The 21,539-nt window shown below is 60.0% G+C and carries 23 protein-coding genes and 1 pseudogene; 22 read left to right on the top strand and 2 right to left on the bottom strand.

Features of this window, described 5'->3' with window-relative positions:
* The first annotated feature begins 1 nt into the window (after position 1).
* The 7 genes from D1641_RS14220 (at position 2) to D1641_RS14190 (ending at position 7,053) form a co-directional block, all read left to right on the top strand.
* Positions 2 to 691: a response regulator transcription factor gene (locus D1641_RS14220; RefSeq protein WP_160666820.1), complete on the top strand. Its 690-nt coding sequence runs from the start codon at positions 2 to 4 to the stop codon at positions 689 to 691.
* Positions 692 to 879: 188 nt separating this feature from the next.
* Complete coding sequence (locus D1641_RS14215) at positions 880 to 2,307, top strand: HAMP domain-containing sensor histidine kinase (protein ID WP_160666818.1); 1,428 nt, start codon at positions 880 to 882, stop codon at positions 2,305 to 2,307.
* 128 nt (positions 2,308 to 2,435) lie between these two features.
* Positions 2,436 to 3,407, top strand: a complete 972-nt coding sequence (locus tag D1641_RS14210; protein WP_160666816.1) for a DUF1385 domain-containing protein — start codon at positions 2,436 to 2,438, stop codon at positions 3,405 to 3,407.
* 244 nt (positions 3,408 to 3,651) lie between these two features.
* Positions 3,652 to 4,515: a peptide chain release factor N(5)-glutamine methyltransferase gene (prmC, locus tag D1641_RS14205; protein ID WP_160666814.1), complete on the top strand. Its 864-nt coding sequence runs from the start codon at positions 3,652 to 3,654 to the stop codon at positions 4,513 to 4,515.
* Between the two features lie 141 nt (positions 4,516 to 4,656).
* Positions 4,657 to 5,022 (top strand): hypothetical protein, encoded by a 366-nt coding sequence (locus D1641_RS14200; protein WP_160666812.1) that lies wholly within the window; start codon positions 4,657 to 4,659, stop codon positions 5,020 to 5,022.
* Between the two features lie 288 nt (positions 5,023 to 5,310).
* Complete coding sequence (gene recA / locus D1641_RS14195) at positions 5,311 to 6,432, top strand: recombinase RecA (RefSeq protein WP_160666810.1); 1,122 nt, start codon at positions 5,311 to 5,313, stop codon at positions 6,430 to 6,432.
* Positions 6,433 to 7,053, top strand: a complete 621-nt coding sequence (locus tag D1641_RS14190) for a regulatory protein RecX (RefSeq protein ID WP_160666808.1) — start codon at positions 6,433 to 6,435, stop codon at positions 7,051 to 7,053.
* Here the strand turns inward: D1641_RS14190 and D1641_RS14185 are convergent.
* Complete coding sequence (locus D1641_RS14185) at positions 7,050 to 7,301, bottom strand: DUF6809 family protein (protein ID WP_160666806.1); 252 nt, start codon at positions 7,299 to 7,301, stop codon at positions 7,050 to 7,052. The genes D1641_RS14190 and D1641_RS14185 overlap by 4 nt on opposite strands.
* Positions 7,302 to 7,372: 71 nt before the next feature.
* On the opposite strand from D1641_RS14185, the gene D1641_RS14180 reads away from it, so the two are divergent.
* From D1641_RS14180 to D1641_RS14155, 6 genes are read left to right on the top strand one after another with little or no spacing between them, the layout of a single operon-like run.
* On the top strand, positions 7,373 to 7,618 hold the full coding sequence (locus tag D1641_RS14180) for a helix-turn-helix transcriptional regulator (protein ID WP_160666804.1): 246 nt from the start codon (positions 7,373 to 7,375) through the stop codon (positions 7,616 to 7,618).
* Positions 7,619 to 7,621: 3 nt separating this feature from the next.
* On the top strand, positions 7,622 to 8,281 hold the full coding sequence (locus D1641_RS14175; protein WP_160666802.1) for a BglII/BstYI family type II restriction endonuclease: 660 nt from the start codon (positions 7,622 to 7,624) through the stop codon (positions 8,279 to 8,281).
* On the top strand, positions 8,275 to 8,925 hold the full coding sequence (locus D1641_RS14170) for an MT-A70 family methyltransferase (RefSeq protein ID WP_160666800.1): 651 nt from the start codon (positions 8,275 to 8,277) through the stop codon (positions 8,923 to 8,925). The genes D1641_RS14175 and D1641_RS14170 overlap by 7 nt, the downstream gene beginning before the upstream one ends.
* Before the next feature lie 26 nt (positions 8,926 to 8,951).
* Positions 8,952 to 10,277: a 30S ribosomal protein S12 methylthiotransferase RimO gene (rimO, locus tag D1641_RS14165; protein WP_160666798.1), complete on the top strand. Its 1,326-nt coding sequence runs from the start codon at positions 8,952 to 8,954 to the stop codon at positions 10,275 to 10,277.
* A gap of 37 nt (positions 10,278 to 10,314) precedes the next feature.
* Positions 10,315 to 10,839 carry a CDP-diacylglycerol--glycerol-3-phosphate 3-phosphatidyltransferase gene (pgsA, locus tag D1641_RS14160; protein ID WP_160666796.1) on the top strand — a complete coding sequence of 175 codons (525 nt, stop codon included), beginning with the start codon at positions 10,315 to 10,317 and terminating at the stop codon, positions 10,837 to 10,839.
* Between the two features lie 20 nt (positions 10,840 to 10,859).
* Complete coding sequence (locus tag D1641_RS14155; protein WP_160666794.1) at positions 10,860 to 11,738, top strand: YitT family protein; 879 nt, start codon at positions 10,860 to 10,862, stop codon at positions 11,736 to 11,738.
* A gap of 204 nt (positions 11,739 to 11,942) precedes the next feature.
* Here the strand turns inward: D1641_RS14155 and D1641_RS14150 are convergent, their stop codons facing one another.
* Positions 11,943 to 12,770 carry an AraC family transcriptional regulator gene (locus D1641_RS14150; RefSeq protein ID WP_160666792.1) on the bottom strand — a complete coding sequence of 276 codons (828 nt, stop codon included), beginning with the start codon at positions 12,768 to 12,770 and terminating at the stop codon, positions 11,943 to 11,945.
* Positions 12,771 to 12,956: 186 nt separating this feature from the next.
* Here D1641_RS14150 and D1641_RS14145 point away from each other — a divergent pair, with 186 nt between their 5' ends.
* From D1641_RS14145 to D1641_RS19520, 9 genes and pseudogenes are all read left to right on the top strand, one after another.
* Entirely contained in the window at positions 12,957 to 14,054 is a 1,098-nt protein-coding gene (locus tag D1641_RS14145; protein WP_160666790.1) for a CoA transferase subunit A, read from the top strand.
* Between the two features lie 20 nt (positions 14,055 to 14,074).
* A complete protein-coding gene (gene gctB / locus D1641_RS14140) occupies positions 14,075 to 14,875 on the top strand; it encodes a glutaconate CoA-transferase subunit B (RefSeq protein ID WP_160666788.1) in 801 nt (266 codons plus the stop codon).
* A 9-nt stretch (positions 14,876 to 14,884) separates the two neighbouring features.
* On the top strand, positions 14,885 to 15,229 hold the full coding sequence (locus D1641_RS14135; RefSeq protein ID WP_160666786.1) for a hypothetical protein: 345 nt from the start codon (positions 14,885 to 14,887) through the stop codon (positions 15,227 to 15,229).
* Between the two features lie 197 nt (positions 15,230 to 15,426).
* Positions 15,427 to 17,175, top strand: a complete 1,749-nt coding sequence (locus D1641_RS14130; RefSeq protein ID WP_347707439.1) for a carboxyl transferase domain-containing protein — start codon at positions 15,427 to 15,429, stop codon at positions 17,173 to 17,175.
* Positions 17,176 to 17,389: 214 nt separating this feature from the next.
* Entirely contained in the window at positions 17,390 to 18,181 is a 792-nt protein-coding gene (hgdC, locus tag D1641_RS14125; protein ID WP_160666782.1) for a (R)-2-hydroxyglutaryl-CoA dehydratase activase HgdC, read from the top strand.
* A gap of 13 nt (positions 18,182 to 18,194) precedes the next feature.
* A complete protein-coding gene (locus tag D1641_RS14120) occupies positions 18,195 to 18,365 on the top strand; it encodes a DUF6440 family protein (protein WP_160666780.1) in 171 nt (56 codons plus the stop codon).
* Positions 18,366 to 18,519: 154 nt separating this feature from the next.
* Positions 18,520 to 19,971, top strand: a complete 1,452-nt coding sequence (gene hgdA / locus D1641_RS14115; RefSeq protein WP_160666778.1) for a (R)-2-hydroxyglutaryl-CoA dehydratase subunit alpha — start codon at positions 18,520 to 18,522, stop codon at positions 19,969 to 19,971.
* Between the two features lie 3 nt (positions 19,972 to 19,974).
* A complete protein-coding gene (gene hgdB, locus D1641_RS14110) occupies positions 19,975 to 21,111 on the top strand; it encodes a (R)-2-hydroxyglutaryl-CoA dehydratase subunit beta (protein ID WP_160666776.1) in 1,137 nt (378 codons plus the stop codon).
* A 299-nt stretch (positions 21,112 to 21,410) separates the two neighbouring features.
* Positions 21,411 to 21,539 (top strand): annotated as a pseudogene (locus D1641_RS19520) (acetyl-CoA carboxylase biotin carboxyl carrier protein subunit); the annotation flags it as partial.

Here is a 21,539-nt window from a genome sequence, read left to right as displayed (position 1 = left end):
TATGAGAAAAGTGCTGGTCCTGGAGGATGAGGAAAATATTCGCAGCTTTGTCGTCATCAACCTGAAGCGGGCGGGCTATCAGACTGTAGAGGCGGGCACCGGCGAGGATGCCCTGGAGGCCGTCCGGGCCAACCCGGATATCAAGGTGGCCCTCCTTGACATCATGCTGCCCGGCATCGACGGCTTTGAGGTCTGCCGCCGCCTGCGGGCCATGGACAACAAGATCGGCATTATCATGCTCACCGCCCGGACCCAGGAGATGGACAAGGTTACCGGCCTGATGACCGGGGCGGACGACTATGTCACCAAGCCCTTCTCTCCGGCGGAGCTCACCGCCCGGGTGGACGCCCTCTTCCGCCGCACCGGCGGGGACGAGGCCCCCCTGTCCCCCGACGAGATCAGCGACCCGCCCTTTCTCCTCAACACCCGCAACCGCACCCTGGAGAAAAACGGCCAGCGGGTCAAGCTAACCCAGGTGGAGTACTCCATTGTCAAGCTGTTTATGGAGAACCCGGGCAAGGCCCTGTCCAGGGAGGAGATTCTGGATACCGTCTGGGGCAAGGACTACTTCGGCGAGCTGAAGATTGTGGACGTGAATATCCGCCGGCTGCGCATCAAGATTGAGGACAACGCCCAGAAGCCCACCTTCGTCAATACCGTCTGGGGCTACGGGTATAAGTGGGGGAGCTAGAGACTGTAGGGGCGGATATCATCCGCCCGCGTGTAATGCGCAGCGACGTGTCAGAAACGGGCGGACAATGTCCGCCCCTACAAAGCAGGGCGCACCGTTTCACACAGAAATCCTACATAGGACGGCGCGCCCAGTGGCGGTACTCTACGTGCGGGCAGCGATATTACAGTGGAGGCAGGTGAGAGAAGATGGCCAAGCCTACAAGATTACAGGACCAGGTAAAAATCCGGGGCATCCGGCGGCGGTGGCTGCTGAACAGCGTGGCTATTATCCTTCTGATTCTGGCTCTGGCGGTGGGCGCTTTTGCCGCTATGCTGTGGAGCTACTATTACGACGGCACAAAGGACGACCTGTCCCGGAAGGCCACCTCTATGGCAAACGGCTTCCGGATGTATACCCGCACCGACTACCGGGCCGCCGCCCAGCAGGCGGTGAGCAGCTATGAGGACAAGGGCCGGCTGGAGCTGCAGTTCCTGGATACCACCGGAACGGTGCTGTACTCGGGCAGCGACCTGACCGCCGGCTCCACCCCCAGCACGCCGGAGATTCAGCAGGCTATGGGCGAGCGCACCGTCAGAGCCTGGCGGGGCCGGGACCCGGACACAAAGGAGCGTATTCTCACCGCCTCCAGCCCGGTGATCTATCAGGGGGAGGTAGTGGGAGTGATTCGGTATGTCACCTCCCTGTCGAACATTGACCGGCAGTTTGTATTTACCATGACGGTGATTGCCGCCATCGCTCTGGCTATCTTCGCCATGGTATATTTCTCCAACCTGTACTTTGTCCGCTCCATCGTGGAGCCCCTGGCGGGCATCACGGAGATTGCCCAGGTGATTGCCGGAGGCAGCTACGGCGTCCAGATTGAGAAGAAATACGACGACGAGATCGGCGAGCTCACCGATGCCATTAACGACATGTCCCTGAAAATCCGGCAGTCGGAGAAGACCCAGAGCGAGTTTATCTCCTCCGTCTCCCACGAGCTGCGCACCCCCCTCACCGCCATCACCGGCTGGGCGGAGACCATTCAGAACGGCGAGTGCCGCTCCGCCGCCGACATCCGCAAGGGGATGGAGATTATCGTGTCTGAGTCCAAGCGGCTGGGCAACATGGTGGAGGAGCTGCTGGAGTTCTCCCGCATTGAGGACGGCCGGTTCACCCTGTCGGTGGAGCCCCTGGACCTGAAGGCGGAGCTGGAGGACGCCGTCTATACCTACACCGAGTTCTTCCGCAAGGAGGGCATCACCCTGGAGTATACCGACGGGCCGGAGGAGATGCTGCCCATCTCCGGCGACCCGGAGCGGCTGCGGCAGGTGTTCTGCAACCTCCTGGATAACGCCGCCAAGCACGGCGGGGCCGGCAAGCGCATCCATGTCACCCTTTTTAAGGAGGGGGCGGAGGCCGCCATCCGCATACGGGACTACGGCCCCGGCGCCCCGGAGGAGGAGCTGCCCTTCCTGAAAAACAGGTTTTACAAGGGAAGCTCCAAGGCCAGAGGCTCGGGCATCGGCCTGGCGGTCTGTGAGGAGATCGTCACCCGCCACGAGGGAACTATGGAGGTGGGCAACGCCGAGGGCGGCGGCTTTCTGGTCACCATCCGCCTGCCCCTGGAGAGCTGAGCAGAGGCCCGTAGGGCGCGACGACCCGGCGCGCCGCTTTTAACGGGGTATCTGTATCAGCGGCGGGCCGAGGTCGTCCCGCCCTACAGAGATATGTTCCAACAACAAGCAAAGGAGAACCTGAACCAATGTCCAAGCAAAACTGCGAATGCCCCAAATTTAAGACTATGTGCGGCGGTCAGGCCCTCATCGAGGGAATTATGATGCGCGGCCCCAAAAAACAGGCCGTGGTGGTCCGCAAGAGCGACGGAGAGCTGGAGATCCAGGAGAAGGAGCTGAAATTCATCAAGGACAAGCACCCTGTCCTGGGCTGGCCTCTGATTCGGGGAGTGGTCAACTTCGCCGACTCTATGTATAACGGAGTCACCGCCCTGATGTACTCCGCTGAGTTCTTCCCGGAGGACGGGGAGGAGGATGAAGAGCCCTCTAAATTCGAGATCTGGCTTAACGACAGGCTGGGCAGCGAGAGGTTTACCGCCCTGATTACCACTCTGGCGGTGATTCTGGGCGTTGGCATGTCCATCGGGCTGTTTTTCCTCCTGCCCACCCTGCTGGGCACCGGGATTACCGTCCTCACCGACTCTATGCTGGCCCGGAACCTGGCGGAGAGCCTGTTGAAAATTTTGATTTTTGTGACCTATCTGGCCCTGTGCTCCCGGATGGGGGAGATGAAGCGGGTCTTTTCCTACCACGGGGCGGAGCACAAGACCATCTTCTGCTATGAGGCCGGCCTGCCCCTGACGGTGGAGAATGTCCGGAAGCAGCCACGGCATCATCCCCGCTGCGGGACAAGCTTCCTGTTCATGGTCATCGCCATTTCTATTCTTGTATCTACCATTATCTTTGCCATCTGGCCGGTGAGCAACCCCTTCCTGCGCTTTTTGGCCCACCTGGCCATGCTGCCCCTTATTGTGGGCATCAGCTATGAGATTAACCGCTGGGCCGGCCGGCATGACGGCCCCATAACCCGGATTTTTATCGCGCCAGGGCTCTGGCTGCAAAACTTTACCACCTTCGAGCCCGACGACTCCATGATCGAGGTGGGCATCAGAGCCCTGGAGCTGGTGCTGCCCGAGGAGAAGGGCGCGGACGCGTGGTAAAAAAGCCGTCCCAGGCAGAGATAAGCCTCCTTTTGAAAGGAGGTGGCACGGCGAAGCCGTGACGGAGGATTGCATTTTGGCGAAGCCAAAATATGCGAAGCAAGCCAGTGCTCAAAAATCCTGCTTACTTTGTATGTTCGCTTCGCGAACACAATCCTCAGTCAGCCTGCGGCTGACAGCCCCTTTCAAAAGGGGCCTTGACCCTGCGGGGGACGAGAGAAGCAAATAATTGGAAGGTGATTTGATGGCGACCACCTACAACAACCTATTCCTGGACGCGCGGGCCCGGCTGAAGAAGGCGGGGGTGGAGTCCGCCCAGCTGGAGGCCAGAGAGATCATCTGCTACGCCGCCGACAAGACCCGGGAGCAGTTTTACCGGGACATGTCCCTGTATGTCTCCGGATCCATGGAGGAGCGGGTGGAGGAGCTGGTCCGCCGCCGCCTGGCGGGGGAGCCGGTGGCCTACATCATCGGGGAGTGGGAGTTCTACGGCCTGTCTCTGGACATCTCCCGGGACGTGCTCATCCCCCGGATGGACACCGAGCTGCTGGCTGAGCGGGGTATCATCAAGGCCCGGGAGTCGGGGGAGGGCACCCGGGTGCTGGACCTGTGCGCCGGCAGCGGCTGCGTGGGGCTGGCGGTGGCCGCCAACGCCCCGGAGTGCCGGGTGGTGCTGGCCGAGCTGTCTGAGGGGGCGCTGCGGGTGTGCAAGCAGAACGTCCGCCGGTGTGAGCTCAACGCCCGGGTCACCTGTCTGTCGGTCAATGCTCTGGAGAGCCCCAGCTCCAGCCTCTGGGACTTCGACGCCATTGTCTGCAACCCGCCCTATATCCCCAGCAGTGATATTGCGGGGCTGGACGTGTCCGTCCGGGACTACGAGCCCCGCATGGCTTTGGACGGCGGCGGCGACGGCCTTGACTTCTACCGGGCGGTGGCCGCAAAGTGGAAGTCCGCCCTGCGCCTGGGAGGCGACCTGATCTTCGAGGTGGGCCTGGGCCAGGCCGAGGCCGTGCAGGATATTTTGGCGGAAAACGGCTATGAGGATATCAAAATCTTCCCCGACACCCAGGGGGTCCTCCGGGTGGTGGAGGGGACCATCAATAATTGAACTGGAGAGGTGTGCACAATGGGAAATTGGGTTGAGCGGAGAGAGTTTGTTCCTGTGAGTGAGCCCCCAGCGGAAATGCCGGAGGGAATCAGAATAAAATACTATAGCCACGGAAAGACGCAAGAACTCACTGCGGACAGCTTGAAGCGAGTCTTAAAAAAACTGCGCAGAGGTGATTGGGGCGATATTTACCTGGCCGATGACCCGGATATGGAGGACAGCTATATGCAGTTGGAGAGCGGGAAGGGTCTGTACGCTCTGCAATATGTCAAAAATGTTGGAGTGGCTGGGGAGGAAACCTGGTGGTCCACCTATGACCCGGACTATCTGGGTTCCGATGAAGAGACCGACATCGACGCTTCCGACGGCCAATCCATCATCTTCCGGGAGTACACCACCTCCGACAAGGAGACCGTGATGACCGCTATCGAGTACTTCATCCACACCGGCAAGCTGTGGGATGGCATCCCCTGGATGAAGAACTGGAACGAGTGGGTGGAGGAGTAGGGGCGGCCTGCGGCTGCTCGCTAAGGCCCCCTTCGCAAAGGGGGCTCCCGGCGAAGCCGGGTGGGGGTTTTCCCCAAGCGTGGTGCATTTCGGTAGGGGAAAACCCTCCGTCATCCACGGACAGCGGGTGCCCTCAAGAGAACGGCGCGCCGAGGTCGTCGCGCCCTACAGGCGGGACGGAAGAGCGTTATTAGAAAAAGTCCGTTTTATGGGACAGATAAAAGAGTAATTTATGGGACAGAAAGAAGCCGGAGGCCTGGAACGCGCCGGCGGGAAAGGAAGATTGACATGGCACAGAAGAAACCTATGATCGAATCGGCCGCGCCGGCCTCCGACAAGAAGAAGGCGCTGGAGACCTGCCTTGCCCAGCTGGACAAGACCTATGGCAAGGGCACCGTCATGCGTCTGGGGGAGAATACCGGCGTGGTGGTGGACGCCATCCCAACCGGCTCCCTGTCCCTGGACATTGCCCTGGGCATCGGCGGCGTGCCCAAGGGCCGGATCATCGAGGTGTACGGCCCCGAGTCCTCCGGCAAGACTACCCTGGCTCTGCACATTGTGGCCGAGGCCCAGAAGCGGGGGGGAGAGGTGGCCTTCATCGATGCCGAGCACGCCCTGGACCCCTCCTACGCCCGGGCCCTGGGGGTGGACATCGACTCCATGCTCATCTCCCAGCCGGACACCGGCGAGCAGGGGCTGGAGATCTGCGAGGCGCTGGTCCGCTCGGGAGCCATCGACGTGGTGGTGGTGGACTCCGTCGCCGCCCTGACCCCCCGGGCCGAGATCGAGGGGGACATGGGGGACAGCCACGTGGGCCTGCTGGCCCGGCTCATGAGCCAGGCCCTGCGCAAGCTGGCCGGCTCCATCGCCAAGACCAACTGCATCGTCATCTTTATCAACCAGCTCCGGGAAAAAGTGGGGGTCATGTACGGCAACCCAGAGGTCACCACCGGCGGCCGGGCGCTGAAGTTTTACTCCTCTGTCCGCATCGACGTGCGCCGCGTCGAGGCCATCAAGGAGGGCGGCGAGATCATCGGCAACCGCACCAAGGCCAAGATTGTCAAAAATAAGGTGGCGCCCCCCTTCCGGGAGGCGGAGTTTGACATCCTCTACGGTGAGGGCATCTCCAAGTGGGGCGAGATGGTGGACCTGGCGGTCAAGCTGGACATTATCCAGAAGTCGGGCTCCTGGTTCTCCATGGGCGAGACCCGTATCGGCCAGGGCCGGGACGCCGCCAAGCAGTTTTTGAAGGACAACCCCGACGCGGCGGCCAATGTGGAGGCCCAGGTCCGGGCCAACTCCTTCAAGCTGATGAGCAAGCAGTCTCAGGCGGCCGCCAAGGCCGCCGGCCGGGCGGTGGACGTCTCCGCCGACGACTTCGACGACGGCGCCCCGGCGGACGAGGCATAAATGATTATTGAGGAATTAAAGCCCTCCAAGCGGGTCCGGGACCGCTGGCTTGCGGTGCTGGAGGACGGGTCCATCCTGCGGGTGAGCAGAAATCAGATCGCGGATTTTGCCCTCTACGCCGGCCGGGAGCTGTTGGACGAGGAGGCGGACCGGCTTTTACAGGCCATCGAGAACGAGAATTTCCGTTCCCATGCCCTGCGTATGATGATGGACACCACCCGCTCCCGGAAAGAGCTGGTGAGGGCGCTGGAAAAGATGGACTGCCCGCCGGAAAAGGCCCGGGAGATTGCCGACTGGCTGGAGGAGCTGGGCTATCTCAACGACGGGCAGTACGCCGCCGAGGTGACGGCGTTTTACACCCGGAAGGGCTACGGGAAGCGGAAAATCCGGGACGAGCTCTACCGCCGGGGGGTCCCCCGGGAGCTGTGGGAGGAGGCCCTGGAGCAGATCGAGGAGGAGGACAGCGCCTCCGCCATCGACGCATTTCTGGAGAAGAAACTCAAGGGCAGTCACGATCCCAGGGATATTAAGCGAGCCTCCGACGCGCTGGCCCGCCGGGGGTTCTCCTGGCCCGAGATCAGCGACGCTTTGCGGCGGTATGGCATGGAGGTCTGGGACTAATGCAGCACCTCCAGAACAAAGCGGGCTCCAAAGCGCAGTCCACAGGAGAAAGCGGCTACATCTTCCCAGCTGTGTGCCAGATAGTGGGCGCGCTGATACTGGGATAACAGGTCCAGGCCAATTTTTTCCTTGACTTCCTCCTCCAGTTCCATGTATGCTTGTACTGCCCGCTTATACTCCGGGTCCCCGGTGGGGACTTGGATTTCTTCCGTGAGGATGTAGTAGAGGTCTGCAATAAAGTCGTTCATTTGTATTCCTCCAATTTTGTACCTGATAGTAGAATTATAATCCACTAAAAGGTACATGTCAAGGGGTAATTATGGAGAACCAGAATATTTTTGGCAGCCGTGTGCTGGAGCAGAGAACAAAACTGGGATTAAAACAGGCAGAACTGGGAGCGAAGGTTGGTCTGTCTCATAAAGCTATCAGTACGATAGAGAGTGGAAAGCGTGGGACCAGCTTTGACAAGCTGGTTGAGTTGGCATATACCTTCCGTGTTTCTACCGACTACCTCTTGGGCATCACCGACGACCCAACCTGGAGAGGGGAAAATAATGGGGGCTGAACGATGGAGCGATGGAAGCAGTTAATTCCGGACAGTATTGCCGGAAAATATGAGTTCTACAATTTTAACAGTGCGCTGGAGATATTGACGCAGAGCTACCCTGACGAGTTTGCGGAAATTGTTCACACACTGGAAGAGTTTGAAATTGATGTGAATGATATAGTAGAAAAAGGCGGAAATGAATCAAATATTCCCAAAAAACTGAATGAGCTGCTTCGTCCTTTGGACTGGAAAGAGATTGAAATTTCTGGGGATTTGATTGTGCGCCTTTTGGAGGGTAAGAAGCGTAAAGAAATACACAAGGAATTTGCATTGAAAGAATTTATCAGCGGACATAAGATAGACTATGTCAAAGGAAATGTTGCCATTGATATGGAGTGGAACAGCAAAGATCAGACATTTGATCGGGATCTGTATGCATTTCGGACGTTTTACGAGTGTGGAGTTATTACCTGTGGTGTAATTATTACCCGCAGTGAGTCCATGAATGACATCTTTTCCGCGCTGGGCGGCGAAGTGAAAAAGAAATATGGAGCAAGCACCACTTGGATGGGAAAGCTTTTACCCCGTATTCATGCGCGCAGGCATGGAGGCTGTCCACTGCTGGTTGTTGGGCTTACGCCGGGTACAGTCTCTGATTGGAAGGACGAATTATCATGTTAGAAAAAGACACTTTATACCATAAAAAACATGATTTAATTCAGTTTTGCGCAGGAACAAAATATAAAACAATCTTAGCTGATCCGCCGTGGCAGTTTCAAAACCGCACGGGGAAAATGGCGCCTGAGCACAAGCGGCTGAACCGTTATCCAACGATGAAGCTGAATGATATTAAACAACTGCCCGTCGCGGAAATTGCGGAGGAGCACAGCCATTTATATCTGTGGGTTCCAAATGCGCTGCTTCCGGAGGGGCTGGAGGTAATGAAAGCATGGGGCTTTCAGTATAAGACAAATATTATATGGGAGAAGGTCCGGAAGGACGGAGGACCGGATGGGCGCGGCGTAGGCTTCTATTTCCGCAATGTTACAGAAATGCTGCTTTTCGGCGTCAGAGGCGGGAATATCAGGACGCTGGCCCCAGCACGCACGCAGGTAAATCTCATTCGTTCTCAAAAACGTGAGCATTCCCGAAAGCCAGATGAGATGATTGAGCTGATTGAGGCCTGCAGCCCTGGGCCCTATCTGGAGCTCTTTGCCCGAGGGGAACGGGATGGATGGACCCTTTGGGGCAATCAGGCGAACGGGGATTACACACCTGACTGGCCTACCTATTCTGGTACAGATACACAGGTAATGGGATTGTAAATAATTTGGGAAATTGGAGCGTTATCATGCCATATAAAATTGCGTTTATCTCCCTCGGCTGCGCCAAAAACCTGGTGAACACCGAGCAGATGATGGCCCTGTGCCGTAAGGCGGGGCATACTGTCACCGGCGACCCGGAGGGGGCCGACGTGGCGGTGCTGAACACCTGCGGGTTCATCGAGTCGGCCAAAAGCGAGGCCATCGACAACATCATCCAGCTGGGAGAGCTGAAAAAGACCGGCAGGCTGAAAAAGCTGCTGGTGGCGGGCTGTCTCAGCCAGCGCTATCCGGACGAGATCCGCGCCGAGCTGCCTGAGGCGGACGGAGTGCTGGGGACGGGGAGCTACACCGACGTGGTGTCCGCTGTGGAGCAGCTGATGGCAGGGGAGCGGCCGGAATATTTCGGCGACATCCACCGTACTTATGAGGACGGGGAGCGGCTGATGACCACGCCGCCCTACACCGCCTACCTGAAAATTGCTGAGGGGTGTTCCAACGGCTGTGCCTTCTGTGTCATCCCCAGGCTGCGGGGGAAGTACCGCAGCCGGTCCATGAGAGCTCTGCTGGCGGAGGCCGAAAAGCTGGCCGAGTCCGGGGTGAAGGAGCTGATTGTCATTGCCCAGGACATTACCCGCTATGGACTGGACCTGCCGGAAAAGACCTCCCTGGCCCAGCTGGTGAGAGAATTATGTAAACTTAATTTTCACTGGGTCCGCCTCCACTACCTCTATCCGGAGGCCATCACCGACGAGCTGATTGACGTAATTGCCAGCCAGCCCAAGGTGCCGCACTACCTGGATATCCCCATCCAGCACTGCAATGACACCATCCTGAAGGCTATGCGCCGGCATAACACCAAGGCGGAGCTGGAGGCGCTCTTCGCCAGGCTGCGCGCCGCCATGCCCGACGTGGTGATCCGCACCTCCCTGATCTGCGGTCTGCCCGGGGAGGGAGAGGCGGAGTTCGAGGAGCTGTGCCGGTTCCTGAAGGAGCAGAAGCTCCAGCGAGTGGGAGTCTTTCAGTTTTCCCCGGAGGAGGGCACCCTGGCCGCCGCCATGGAGGACCAGGTGGACCCGGACGCTGCCGCCCGGCGGGTGGAGCTGGTGGTGGACCTGCAGTCCCGCATTATGGACGAGTACAACGAGGCCAGGATGGGCACCGTGATGGAGGTGCTCTGCGAGGGCTTTGACAGCGAGGCGGGCTGCTATGTGGGCCGCACCTACGCTGATTCGGTGGAAATCGACGGCCGGGTGCTCTTTACTGCCGCCGGTCTGGTGCCGGCGGGGACATTTGTAAATGTAAGAATTACAGGAGTTGACGACGGAGATCTGACCGGCGAAATTGAGGAATAACTCCGGACATAGGGGAATCAAAAGGAGATGACAGTCGATGAATACCGCGAACAAGCTGACCATTCTGCGGGTGGTGATGATCCCGGCCTTCCTGCTGGTGCTGTATTTACAGGTGCCCAATGCCAACTACTGGGCTCTGGCCATCTTTGCCGCCGCCAGCATTACCGACACCTTGGACGGCTATATTGCCCGGCATTACAACCAAATCACCGATTTCGGCAAATTTATGGACCCGCTTGCCGACAAGTGTCTGGTCACCGCGGCCATGCTGTGGTTTGTGGAGGCGGGGCAGATGCCCGCCTGGGCGCTGCTGGTGGTGATTGTCCGGGAGTTTGGCGTTTCGGGGCTGCGCATGGTGGCCGCTGACAAGGGCCGGGTGATTGCCGCCGGCTGGTCGGGCAAGGTAAAGACCGCCGCTACTATGGTTTGCGTGATCCTGATGCTGCTGCCCATTCCTGTGATTGTAAACCAAATTTGTATTGCGGTCATTGTTTTGACCACCATCTACTCCGGTGTGGAATACTTTATGAAAAACGCGGATATCCTGGCACAGGCGAAGTAAACGGCTGAAAGGAGACGGTCATGAAGCCAGTCGAGCAAAAGGCGCAGTGGAAGGAGTTTTTCCTCCGTGTGCTGATGATTGCCCTGTCCTCTCTGATTGTGGCGGTGAACTTCAAGAGCTTTGTCTCGGCGGGGGACCTGTTTCCAGGGGGCTTTACCGGCATCACCCGCCTGATTCAGCGGTGCGCCCTGGAGTTTGGCGGAGTGGAGCTGCCCTTTGCGCCCGTCAATCTGGCCCTGAACGCGGTGCCCGCCTTCATCAGCTACAAGCTGGTGGGCAGGCGGTTCACCCTGTACTCCTGCCTGTCCATTGTGCTGACCAGTATTTTTACCGACCTGGTCCCCGCCTTTGACATCACAGAGGACACCCTGCTCATCTGTATCTTCGGCGGGATTATCAACGGCTTCGCTATCAGCCTGTGCCTGCGGGTGCGGGTGACCAGCGGAGGCACTGATTTTATCGCGATTGCCCTGTCTGAGCGGAAAAATGTGGACGCCTGGAGCTACATCTTCTGCGGCAATGTGATTTTGCTGCTTATAGCCGGGTATCTCTTCGGCTGGGACCACGCCCTGTACTCCATGCTGTTTCAGTATGCCCACACTCAGGTGGTCCGGGCGCTGGACCCGGATGGCCGGCGGGCCACCCTGTTGGTTGTCACCGGGCGGGAGAGCGCCGGGGGCGTCTGCGCCCAGATTCAGGACACCAACCACACCGCCACCCTCATCGAGGGGGTGGGGCTGTATAACGGGGAGCCCTGCGTGATGATCTACTCCGTGGTGAACGACAGCGAAGTCCGCACGCTGGCCCAGAAAATTCGCCGGTCCGACCCCAAGGCTTTCGTCAACGTCCTGCGTACCGAGCGGGTGGTGGGCAGATTCTACCGAAGACCCAGAGATTAACAAAACCGGGAGCGGCTTCGCGCCGCTCCCGGTTTTTGCGCTTCAGGCTGGGGAATTTGTACAAATCCGGGCAAAAGTGCAGGGGAAGTGTAGTTTGCGGATGTTGACATAAAACAGGGCTGGGCGCTGTTTGAAAAATGGAAATATGCACAGTGGCGGAAAAAGACCCGCCTCTTGGGCGTATTGACATTTTCCAAGCAAGCCTTAGGGGAGGAGGACCTGGTCGCCAGACTGGTACTCCTTGGCGTACTTTCCGGGGGTGACGCCGGTAAGGTGGCCGAAGGTGCGGATAAAGTGGGAGTTGTCGGAGAAGCCGGACAGCTCCCCGGCCTCCTGAACGCTGTGTCCCTCCTGGAGCAGCTGCCGGGCCTTGAGCACCCGGCTGTAGATAATATACTCCATGACGGAAAAGCCGGTGGCCGCCTTGAAGATGCGGCAGAGGTAGTGCTTGCTGATATAGAACTGCCCGGCGATCTGGTCCAGGGTGAGGGGCTGGTCCAGACTGTCCCGGATGTAGTCCAGAATAGGGGAAATCCGGAGAAAATCCTTGTTGTGGATGGACTCTCCGGCGGTGGCCACGTTGAGGATGGGGGCCAGGCGGATGAGCAGGTTGAGCAGGGCCATCATCTGCCGCAGGTCGCTGCCGAAGGAGCCGTCGTTTTTGTTGCGCTCCAGGGCCTGAAACAGCTCGATGACCTCGGTCATCTCCTCGGAGTTCAGCTCCGTCCGGCGGAAGGAGGTGTTGTACAGCCTGGCCAGGTCGGTCTGGGGGGTGGACAGCTGGGTGAGAGCCTTTTTGCTGATGTGGAGGACGTATCGGGCGTGAAAGCCCTCTGCGATGGTGCGGTGAAGGGTGTTCTCCCCAATGAGGTACAGCGTCCCCCGCCGCAGGGGGTAGACCTGGTCGCTGACGAAAATATTCCCCGGGCTGACCAGGGGGAGGAGGAGCTCACAGTGGTCATGAAAGTGCAGCCGGCCCATGTTCCAGGTCTCGTTGTGATTCAATTGAAGATGAAATTCCACATTGGTCATGGAAATCCCTCCTTTTGTCTCGATTCCTATTGTACCACACCAGGTCAAGATATGCAAACTTTATGATAAATTACAGGTAGACCGCTTGAGAATTTTGTGGTAAAATAACAAGCGTAAAATGGCGCACTGCGGAACCTTGAAAATTTAGAAAGAGACCAAAAAATTTTTTGTAACGGGGGTATTACCATGAACAAAGTATATTCCTTGCACGACGCTGTGGCGAAGTTCGTCGAGAGCGGAGACTGCGTCTCCTTCGGCGGCTTTACCACTAACCGCAAGCCCTACGCCGTGGTGAACGAGATCCTGCGCCAGGGCCAGAAGGACTTCACCGTCTGGGCCGGCCCCGCCGGCGGCGACTGGGACATGCTGATTGGTGAGGGCCGGGTCAAGGCCTACATCAACTGCTACACCGCCAACTCGGGCTATACCAACGTCTCCCGCCGCTTCCGCGCGGCCATCGAGAAGGGCGCGCTGACCTATGAGGACTACTCCCAGGATGTGCTCATGCTCCAGCTCCACGCCGCCTCCCTGGGCCTGCCCTTCCTGCCTGTCCGGCTGATGCAGGGCTCCGGCCTGATGAAGTACTGGGGCATCAGCGAGGAGCAGCGCAAGGCGCTGGACAAGGTGGACGACCTGAAGTGCGTGGAGATCGAGAATCCCTTCAACCCCGGTGAGAAGGTGGTGGCCGTGCCCACCCCCAAGCTGGACCTGGCTGTTATCCACGTGCAGAAGGCCAGCCCCGACGGCACCTGTATCATCGAGGGCGACGAGTTCCACGACGTTGATATTGCCGTGGCCGCCCGCAAGGTGATTGTCACCTGCGAGGAGCTGGTGAGCGACGAGTATATCCGCCGCGATCCCACCCTGACCCGCATCTTCGGCGAGTGCATCTCCGCCGTGGTCCATGCCCCCTACGGCGCCTGGCCCTCCCAGTGCTACAACTACTATGACAACGACTCCCACGCCCTGAAGGAGTACGACAAGGCCTCCAAGTATCAGGACGCCGAGGACGCCAAGGCCCAGCTGGCCAAGGCCGCCGCCAAGGCCCAGAAGGCCGCCGACGCCAAGCCCGAGGACACCAAGCTGGCCGACGCCGCCGCCAAAGCCAAGAAGGCCGCCGATGACGCCGCCGCCGGCACCGCTGTCCCCGAGACGTTTGCGGACTATCTGGAGAAGTGGGTCTACAGCGTGAAGGACCACGACGAGCTTCTGGACAAAATCGGCGGTTCCCGCCTGATGCGGTTGAAGAATGAGCCCCACCTGGGCTACTCCACCCGCCACTAAGTTTAGGGAGGTACATAGAAATGGCTGAATATAAGATCACCAAGCAGGAGCGGCAGGCTTACGCCATCGCCAAGAACATCAAGGAGAATCAGATCGTCATCGTGGGCACCGGCCTTCCCCTCATCGGCGCCTCCCTGGCCAAGCGGGTGGTGTGCCCCTCCTGCCACCCCATCGTGGAGAGCGGCCTGATGGACTGCTCCCCCGTGGAGGTCCCCCGCTCTGTGGGCGACAACCGCTTCATGGCCCACTGCGCCGTCCAGTGGCCCAACGTCCGCTTCATCGGCTTTGAGGCCAACGAGTGGCTCCACGACGAGGACCGGCTCATCGCCTTCATCGGCGGCGCCCAGATCGACCCCTACGGCAATGTGAACTCCACCTGCATCTACGGCAAGGGCGACTATGTGAAGCCCATGACCCGCTTCACCGGCTCCGGCGGCGCCAACGGCATCGCCACCTACTGCAACACCATTATCATGATGCAGCACCAGAAGCGCCGCTTCATGGAGCATATCGACTACATCACCTCCTGCGGCTGGATGGACGGCCCCGGCGGTCGTGAGAAGGTGGGCCTGCCCGGCAACCGCGGCCCCCAGATGGTGGTCACCGACCTGGGCATCATGAAGTTCGACGACGAGACCAAGCGCATGTACTGCGCCTATATGTTCCCCGGCGTCACCCCCGAGATCGTCCAGGAGAACACCGGCTTCGAGATCGACTGCTCCAAGGCCGAGATTTTCCCCGACCCCGACCAGGAGATCCTGCGCATCATCCGCGAGGAGATCGACCCCGGCCAGGCCTTCATCAAGATTCCCAAGGAGTAAGAACACGCCATGTTTCAGTATAGTGAAGACGAGGAACTCTACTTGGCGGTCGTGGACGGGATCGAGTTTGTCAGCGAGGAGGAGCCTGAGCTGAGCGATGAGGAGGTCCGTGACCTTGCGGAGAGCTACCAGGAGAATCTGCCCCGGATTTTGGACTTTATGCTCCCTGCGCTGGAAGGTTTTTACGGAAAGCTGAACAAGGCCGAACTGCCAAAAACCTTGGGGCGGCCAAGAATTGATTTGGACACCTCTGAGGTTTCTTACTGTGAGCATACTTTAGATGAATCACATGTCATTAGCTTTGAGTTTTATGATGACTTTGAGACCTTAGAGAATCTTGCCATTGATGGCTGAGTAGGGGGCGGCCTCTGCGCCGCCCCGCCCCCTCAGTCGGCTTCGCCGACAGCTCCCCCACAAGGGGGGAGCCAAGAGGAGTGCGGCCCAAAGCCTCCCCCTTTATGGGGGAGGCGGCTGGCCGAAGGCCAGACGGAGGGGGACGTATACGAAATCGAACAAACATTTAGGAGGAGTTTACATTGGGTAATTATTCCATGCCCCGGTATTTCCAGAACATGCCCGTGGTGGGCAAGGCCGTGAAGGCCAACAAGGAGAACGTGGACGAGCTGCGGGCCATTGAGGACGACATCCACGCTCATATTGTAGACGCCCTGTCCAGCGGCAAGGCCGACGAGGACATGAACGCCAAGGGCCAGCTCACCGCCATGCAGCGGGTCTCCCTGCTGGTGGACGCCGGCACCTGGTGCCCTCTGAACAGCCTGTATAACCCCGAGCACAACAAGAACGGCTCCACCTCCATCGTCAAGGGTCTGGGCCGGGTCAACGGCAAGTGGTGCTGCATCATCGCCTCCGACAACAAGAAGCACGCCGGCACCTGGGTGCCCGGCCAGGCCGACAATCTGCTCCGGGGCAGCGACACCGCCAAGCGGCTGCGCATCCCCCTGATCTACCTGCTGGAGTGCGCCGGCGTGGAGCTGGACAAGCAGGAGAAGGTGTACCCCAACCGCCGGGGCGGCGGCACCCCCTTCTACCGCAACTCTGAGCTGAACCAGATGGGCATCCCCGTCATCGTGGGCATTCACGGCACCAACCCCGCCGGCGGCGGCTACCACTCCATCTCCCCCACCGTGCTGGTGGCCCACCAGAAGGCCAACATGGCCGTTGGCGGCGCGGGCATCGTGGGCGGCATGAACCCCAAGCCCCATGTGGACATGGAGGCCGCTCTGGCTCAGATCGAGGCCACCAAGGGCCTGCGCGCCGATCCTCCCGGGTCCGTCTCCATCCACTACGGCGAGACCGGCTTCTTCCGCGAGGTGTACACCGAGCAGGAGGGGGTCATCGCCGGCATCAAGAAGTATGTTGACATGCTGCCCACCTTCGACCTGGAGTTCTTCCGGGTGGACACCCCCCAGTCTCCCGCCATGTCCGACGTGGAGCTGTACGACCTGGTGCTGAACAACAAGAACCGCCCCTACGACATGTACTCCGTCCTGGGCCGCCTCTTCGACGGCAGCCAGTTCATGGAGTATAAGAAGGGCTATGGCCCAGAGATGATCACCGGCATCGCCAAGGTGGACGGCCTGCTGGTGGGCGTGGTGGCCAACCAGCAGGGCGTGTTCCCCAACTACCCCGAGTATAAGATGGCCAAGTACGGTCAGGCTATGGGTGCGGGCGGCAAGCTGTACCGCCAGGGCCTCATCAAGATGAACGAGTTCGTCACCCTCTGCGCCCGGGACCGCCTGCCCATGGTGTGGATTCAGGATACCACCGGCATCGACGTGGGCGACGACGCCGAGGTCGCCGAGCTGCTGGGCCTGGGCCAGTCCCTGATCTACTCCATCCAGTCCTCCGGCCTGCCCATGATGGAGATCACTCTGCGCCGGGGCACCGCCGCCGCCCACTATGTCCTGGGCGGTCCCCAGGGCAACGACAACAACGCCTTCTCCCTGGGCACCGCGGCCACTGAGATCAACGTCATGAACGGCAAGACCGCCGCCAACGCCATGTACACCGGCCGTCTGGCTAAGGATCAGAAGGCGGGCAAGGACCTCCAGCCCACCATCGACAAGATGAACGCCCTCATCGACGACTACAACGTGAAGTCCCAGCCCCTGTTCTGCGCCCAGGCCGGCCTGGTGGACGAGGTTGTCGATATGCCCATGATGCGCAACTACATCGTGGCCTTCGCCGACTCCTGCTACCAGAATCCCGCCTCCATCTGCCCCTTCCACCAGATGCTGCTGCCGCGCACCATCAAGGACTACGAGGACGGGCATAAGTAAGCTTTCGTGTAGGGCGCGACGACCCGGCGCGCCGTCTCCGGACCCTTGCGGAGGCCTGTGAGAACGGGCCGCCGAGGTCGTCGGCCCCTACGGACGCACCTCTCTAGTAGGGGCGGATATTATCCGCCTGTCTCAGGAGGTATGCATGTGTATGTGGGCGGATGATATCCGCCCCTACACAGCGTCACAAGAATCACAAGGAGAATCGAAGCCTATGAGTATCTACACCCTGGGAATTGACATCGGTTCCACCGCGTCCAAGTGCATCATGCTGGAGGACGGCAAGGAGATTGTGGCCAAGTCCCTCATCGACGTGGGGGCGGGAACCAGCGGACCCCAGCGGGCCATTGAGCAGGTGCTGGCCGAGGCCGGCAGGACCCGGGAGGAGATGTCCTTCATCCTAGCTACCGGCTACGGCCGCAACTCCCTGGAGGAGTTCGCCGACGACCAAATGAGCGAGCTAAGCTGCCACGGCAAGGGGGCGGGCTTCCTCTTCCCGGAGGTACGGACGGTGATCGACATCGGCGGCCAAGACGTGAAGGTCATGCGGGTGGAAAACGGCGTAATGACCAACTTCCAGATGAATGACAAGTGCGCCGCCGGCACCGGGCGGTTTCTGGACGTGATGGCCCGGGTGCTGGAGGTGGACGTGGAGGACCTGGGTACCCTGGGCGCCCAGTCCACCAAGTACGTGGGCATCAGCTCCACCTGCACCGTCTTTGCCGAGAGCGAGGTCATCAGCCAGCTGTCTATGGGCACCGACAAATGTGATATCATCAACGGTATCCACCAGTCGGTGGCCAGCCGCGTGGCGGGCCTGGCCCACCGCATCGGGGTGCAGGACCAGGTGGTCATGACCGGCGGCGTGGCCCAGAACACCGGGGTAGTCAACGCCCTCCAGGAGGCCCTGGGCCGTGAGATCCATACCTCGCCCCTGACGCAGTATAACGGAGCCCTGGGCGCCGCCCTGTTCGCCTATCAGAAGTACCTGAAGGCCCAGAAGTAAAGGAGCAGCCAGAATGGATCGTTTTCAAAGGGTCTACAAGCAAGGCAGAGGTTTTATGTCTAAAACGGAAATCTGGGTGGATACCCAGACTGGTGTGAACTATCTTTGGCATCATGACGGGTATGCTGGAGGACTTACAGTCCTTCTGGACGAAAACGGGAAGCCGGTTGTAACGAAAATCTAAGGGCGGATATCGTCCGCCTGCATGTAGGGCGCGATGACCCGGCGCGCCGTTTCCGGACCCTTGTGGAGGAACGTGAGAACGGGCCGCCGAGTCGTCGGCCCCTACGGGAAACCCATAAAACCTCACAACAAAATTCAGTTAGGAGGAATTTACCATGGCAAAAGAAGTTAGCCCCGGCGTACTGGCGTTGCGCAAGGTGGTCGAGGACGTCTATGCCGACGCCCGGGAGGCCAAAAAACAGGGCAAGCTGGTGGGCTGGTCCAGCTCCAAGTTCCCCTGCGAGCTGGCCGAGGCCTTCGGCCTGAACGTGATGTATCCCGAGAACCAGGCCGCCGGCATCGCCGCCAACCGTGACGGCGAGATCATGTGCAAGGCCGCCGAGGAGCTGGGCTACGACAACGATATCTGCGGCTACGCCCGCATTTCCCTGGCCTACGCCGCGGGCAAGCGGGCCTCCCGCAAGTTCGACCCCGAAACCCTGGAGTACGTCATCAACCCCGCCAGCGGCCGCCCCCTGAAGGACGAGAACGGCAAGGTGGTCATGGGCGAGGACGGCAAGCCGGTCAAGGACCCCAAGACCATGCAGCCCTACACCGTGCTGGACGACATCTACGAGATCGAGGCCCTGCCCGAGACCACCGAGAAGGAGATCGCCTACAAGAACTTCCGCCGGGAGGCCATCAAGCCCTACCGCCAGATGCGCATGCCTCAGCCCGACTTCGTGTTGTGCTGCAACAACATCTGCAACTGCATGACCAAGTGGTATGAGAACATCGCCCGTATGTGCAACGTGCCCCTGATTATGATCGACATCCCCTACAACAACACCGTGGACGTCCACGACACCAACGTGGCCTATGTCCGGGCCCAGTTCGACCACGCCATCAAGCAGCTGGAGGAGCTCACCGGCAGGAAGTTCGACGAGGAGAAGTTTAACGAGGCCTGCAAGAACGCCAACCGCACCGCCAGCGCCTGGCTGCGGGTGTGCGACTACCTCCAGTACAAGCCCGCCCCCTACTCCGGCTTCGACCTGTTCAACCACATGGCCGACGTGGTCACCGCCCGGGGCCGTGTTCAGGCCGCCGAGGCCTTCGAGCAGCTGGAGAAGGACCTGGCCGAGGCCGTGAAGGTGGGCAAGACCACCACTCCCTTCCCTGAGAAGTACCGGGTCATGTTCGAGGGCATCCCCTGCTGGCCCAAGCTGCCCAACCTGTTCAAGCCCCTGAAGGAGCACGGCGTCAACGTCACCGCCGTGGTGTACGCCCCCGCCTTCGGCTTTGTGTACAATAATATGGACGAGATGGTCCGGGCCTACTACAAGGCCCCCAACTCGGTGTGCATTGAGCAGGGCGTGTCCTGGCGTGAGGGTATCTGCAAGGACAACAAGGTGGACGGCGTGCTGGTCCACTACAACCGCTCCTGCAAGCCCTGGTCGGGCTATATGGCCGAGATGCAGCGCCGCTTCACCGAGGACCTGGGCATCCCCTGCGCCGGCTTCGACGGCGACCAGGCCGACCCCCGGAACTTCAATGAGGCCCAGTACGAGACCCGTGTCCAGGGCCTGGTCGAGGCCATGGAAGCCAACGCGGACAAGAAGGAGGGCTAAGGGATGAGCATTGAAGTATTGCTGAAGGAATTTGCGGAGGTTTCCGAGCACCCGCACCACCAGATCCAGGCCTTTAAGGCCGAGGGCAAAAAGGTCATCGGTGTTCTGCCTTACTATGCCCCCGAGGAGCTGGTCTACGCCGCCGGTATGGTGCCCATGGGCATCTGGGGCAGCAACAAGAAGACCATCTCCCTGGCCAAGGAGTACTGCGCCACCTTCTACTGCACCATCGCTCAGCTGGCCCTGGAGATGTTGCTGGACGGCACCCTGGACGACCTGGACGGCCTGATTACCCCCACCATCTGCGACACCCTGCGCCCCATGAGCCAGAACTTCCGGGTGGCCATGAAGGATAAGCTGCCCTGCATCTTCCTGGCCCATCCCCAGCAGCGCAAGCCCGCCTTCGGCCTGCAGTTCACCATGGACCAGTACCAGCACGTGAAGAGTGAGCTGGAGAAAATCTCCGGGAACACCATCACCGACGAGGCCCTGCGCACCGCCATCAAGGTCTATAACCGCAGCCGGGCCGCCCGCCGGGAGTTTGTCAAGCTGGCCGGGGAGCACCCCGATGTGGTGTCCGCCGTCAGCCGTTCCGCCGTGCTCCGGGCCGCCTGGTTCATGATTAAGGACGACCACACCGCCAAGCTGGAGGCCCTGAACGCCGAGCTGAAGGCGCTGCCCCCCTGCGACTGGAAGGGCTGCAAAATCATCACCTCGGGCATCATCTGCGACAATCCCAAGCTGCTCCAGATCTTTGACGACAACAGAATCGCCATCGCCGCCGACGACGTGGCCCACGAGAGCCGCATGATCCGGGTGGACGCCGCCGAGACCGGCGACCCCATGATGGCCCTGGCCCAGCAGTTCGCCGACCAGGATTACGATATCCTGCTCTACGACGAGAACTCCAGCCAGAACCGCCGGGCCGACTTCGTGGTCAAGCTGGTGAAGGACTCGGGCGCTCAGGGACTGGTGCTGTTCATGCAGCAGTTCTGCGACCCTGAGGAGATGGAGTACCCCTACCTGAAGAAGGCGCTGGACGCCGCCGGCATCCCCCACATCAAGCTGGGCGTGGACCAGCAGATGCGGGACTTCGGCCAGGCCAGCACCGCCATCCAGGCCTTCGCCGACGTGCTGTAATTTTTGATTCCGTAGGGCGCGACGACCCGGCGCGCCGTTTCACAGGAGCCCTCGCAGACCCTGGAAGGACGGGCCGCCGAGGTCGTCGGCCCCTACAGTGCGTAATGCTGTAAAAAAAGAGTTCATTTCTGTGAAGCCTGTCTAAAGTTATCTTGACACTTCTCCGGAAAAAATGGTATAATGTTTCCAATTTCGGTCCTCCTCCCGCCTGTGCGGGCGGGAAGGGGACCGCAAAGCTGTGCCTGGCCGGAAGCTGTGCTGTCGGCCGGACCAAAAAAATGTAAAGGGGAAAAGAAGCTATGAATTACAATGTGACCGTCAACGGCAAGGTCTACAATGTCTCCGTTGAGAGGACCGGCGCCGCTGCCCCCGCTGCCGCCCCCGCCCCTGTGGCCGCCGCGCCTGTGGCTGCCCCTGTGGCCGCTCCC

The sequence above is a fragment of the Colidextribacter sp. OB.20 genome, from assembly GCF_009911595.1.
Classification (GTDB): domain Bacteria; phylum Bacillota; class Clostridia; order Oscillospirales; family Oscillospiraceae; genus Lawsonibacter.
The sequence above is the reverse complement of the archived record's forward strand: the minus strand, read 5'-3'. Positions and strand labels throughout refer to the sequence as shown.

Coding starts and splice junctions, on each gene's coding strand:
- D1641_RS14135 (WP_160666786.1), top strand. CDS start 14,885: ATGTTTCAGTATAGTGAAGACGAGGAACTCTACTTGGCGGTCGTGGAC.
- gctB (WP_160666788.1), top strand. CDS start 14,075: ATGGCTGAATATAAGATCACCAAGCAGGAGCGGCAGGCTTACGCCATC.
- D1641_RS14145 (WP_160666790.1), top strand. CDS start 12,957: ATGAACAAAGTATATTCCTTGCACGACGCTGTGGCGAAGTTCGTCGAG.
- D1641_RS14175 (WP_160666802.1), top strand. CDS start 7,622: ATGGAGCGATGGAAGCAGTTAATTCCGGACAGTATTGCCGGAAAATAT.
- prmC (WP_160666814.1), top strand. CDS start 3,652: ATGGCGACCACCTACAACAACCTATTCCTGGACGCGCGGGCCCGGCTG.
- recA (WP_160666810.1), top strand. CDS start 5,311: ATGGCACAGAAGAAACCTATGATCGAATCGGCCGCGCCGGCCTCCGAC.
- D1641_RS14155 (WP_160666794.1), top strand. CDS start 10,860: ATGAAGCCAGTCGAGCAAAAGGCGCAGTGGAAGGAGTTTTTCCTCCGT.
- D1641_RS14185 (WP_160666806.1), bottom strand. CDS start 7,301: ATGAACGACTTTATTGCAGACCTCTACTACATCCTCACGGAAGAAATC.
- D1641_RS14130 (WP_347707439.1), top strand. CDS start 15,427: ATGCCCCGGTATTTCCAGAACATGCCCGTGGTGGGCAAGGCCGTGAAG.
- D1641_RS14150 (WP_160666792.1), bottom strand. CDS start 12,770: ATGACCAATGTGGAATTTCATCTTCAATTGAATCACAACGAGACCTGG.
- D1641_RS14180 (WP_160666804.1), top strand. CDS start 7,373: ATGGAGAACCAGAATATTTTTGGCAGCCGTGTGCTGGAGCAGAGAACA.
- D1641_RS14215 (WP_160666818.1), top strand. CDS start 880: ATGGCCAAGCCTACAAGATTACAGGACCAGGTAAAAATCCGGGGCATC.
- D1641_RS14120 (WP_160666780.1), top strand. CDS start 18,195: ATGGATCGTTTTCAAAGGGTCTACAAGCAAGGCAGAGGTTTTATGTCT.
- hgdA (WP_160666778.1), top strand. CDS start 18,520: ATGGCAAAAGAAGTTAGCCCCGGCGTACTGGCGTTGCGCAAGGTGGTC.
- D1641_RS14170 (WP_160666800.1), top strand. CDS start 8,275: ATGTTAGAAAAAGACACTTTATACCATAAAAAACATGATTTAATTCAG.
- hgdC (WP_160666782.1), top strand. CDS start 17,390: ATGAGTATCTACACCCTGGGAATTGACATCGGTTCCACCGCGTCCAAG.
- D1641_RS14220 (WP_160666820.1), top strand. CDS start 2: ATGAGAAAAGTGCTGGTCCTGGAGGATGAGGAAAATATTCGCAGCTTT.
- hgdB (WP_160666776.1), top strand. CDS start 19,975: ATGAGCATTGAAGTATTGCTGAAGGAATTTGCGGAGGTTTCCGAGCAC.
- D1641_RS14210 (WP_160666816.1), top strand. CDS start 2,436: ATGTCCAAGCAAAACTGCGAATGCCCCAAATTTAAGACTATGTGCGGC.
- rimO (WP_160666798.1), top strand. CDS start 8,952: ATGCCATATAAAATTGCGTTTATCTCCCTCGGCTGCGCCAAAAACCTG.
- pgsA (WP_160666796.1), top strand. CDS start 10,315: ATGAATACCGCGAACAAGCTGACCATTCTGCGGGTGGTGATGATCCCG.
- D1641_RS14190 (WP_160666808.1), top strand. CDS start 6,433: ATGATTATTGAGGAATTAAAGCCCTCCAAGCGGGTCCGGGACCGCTGG.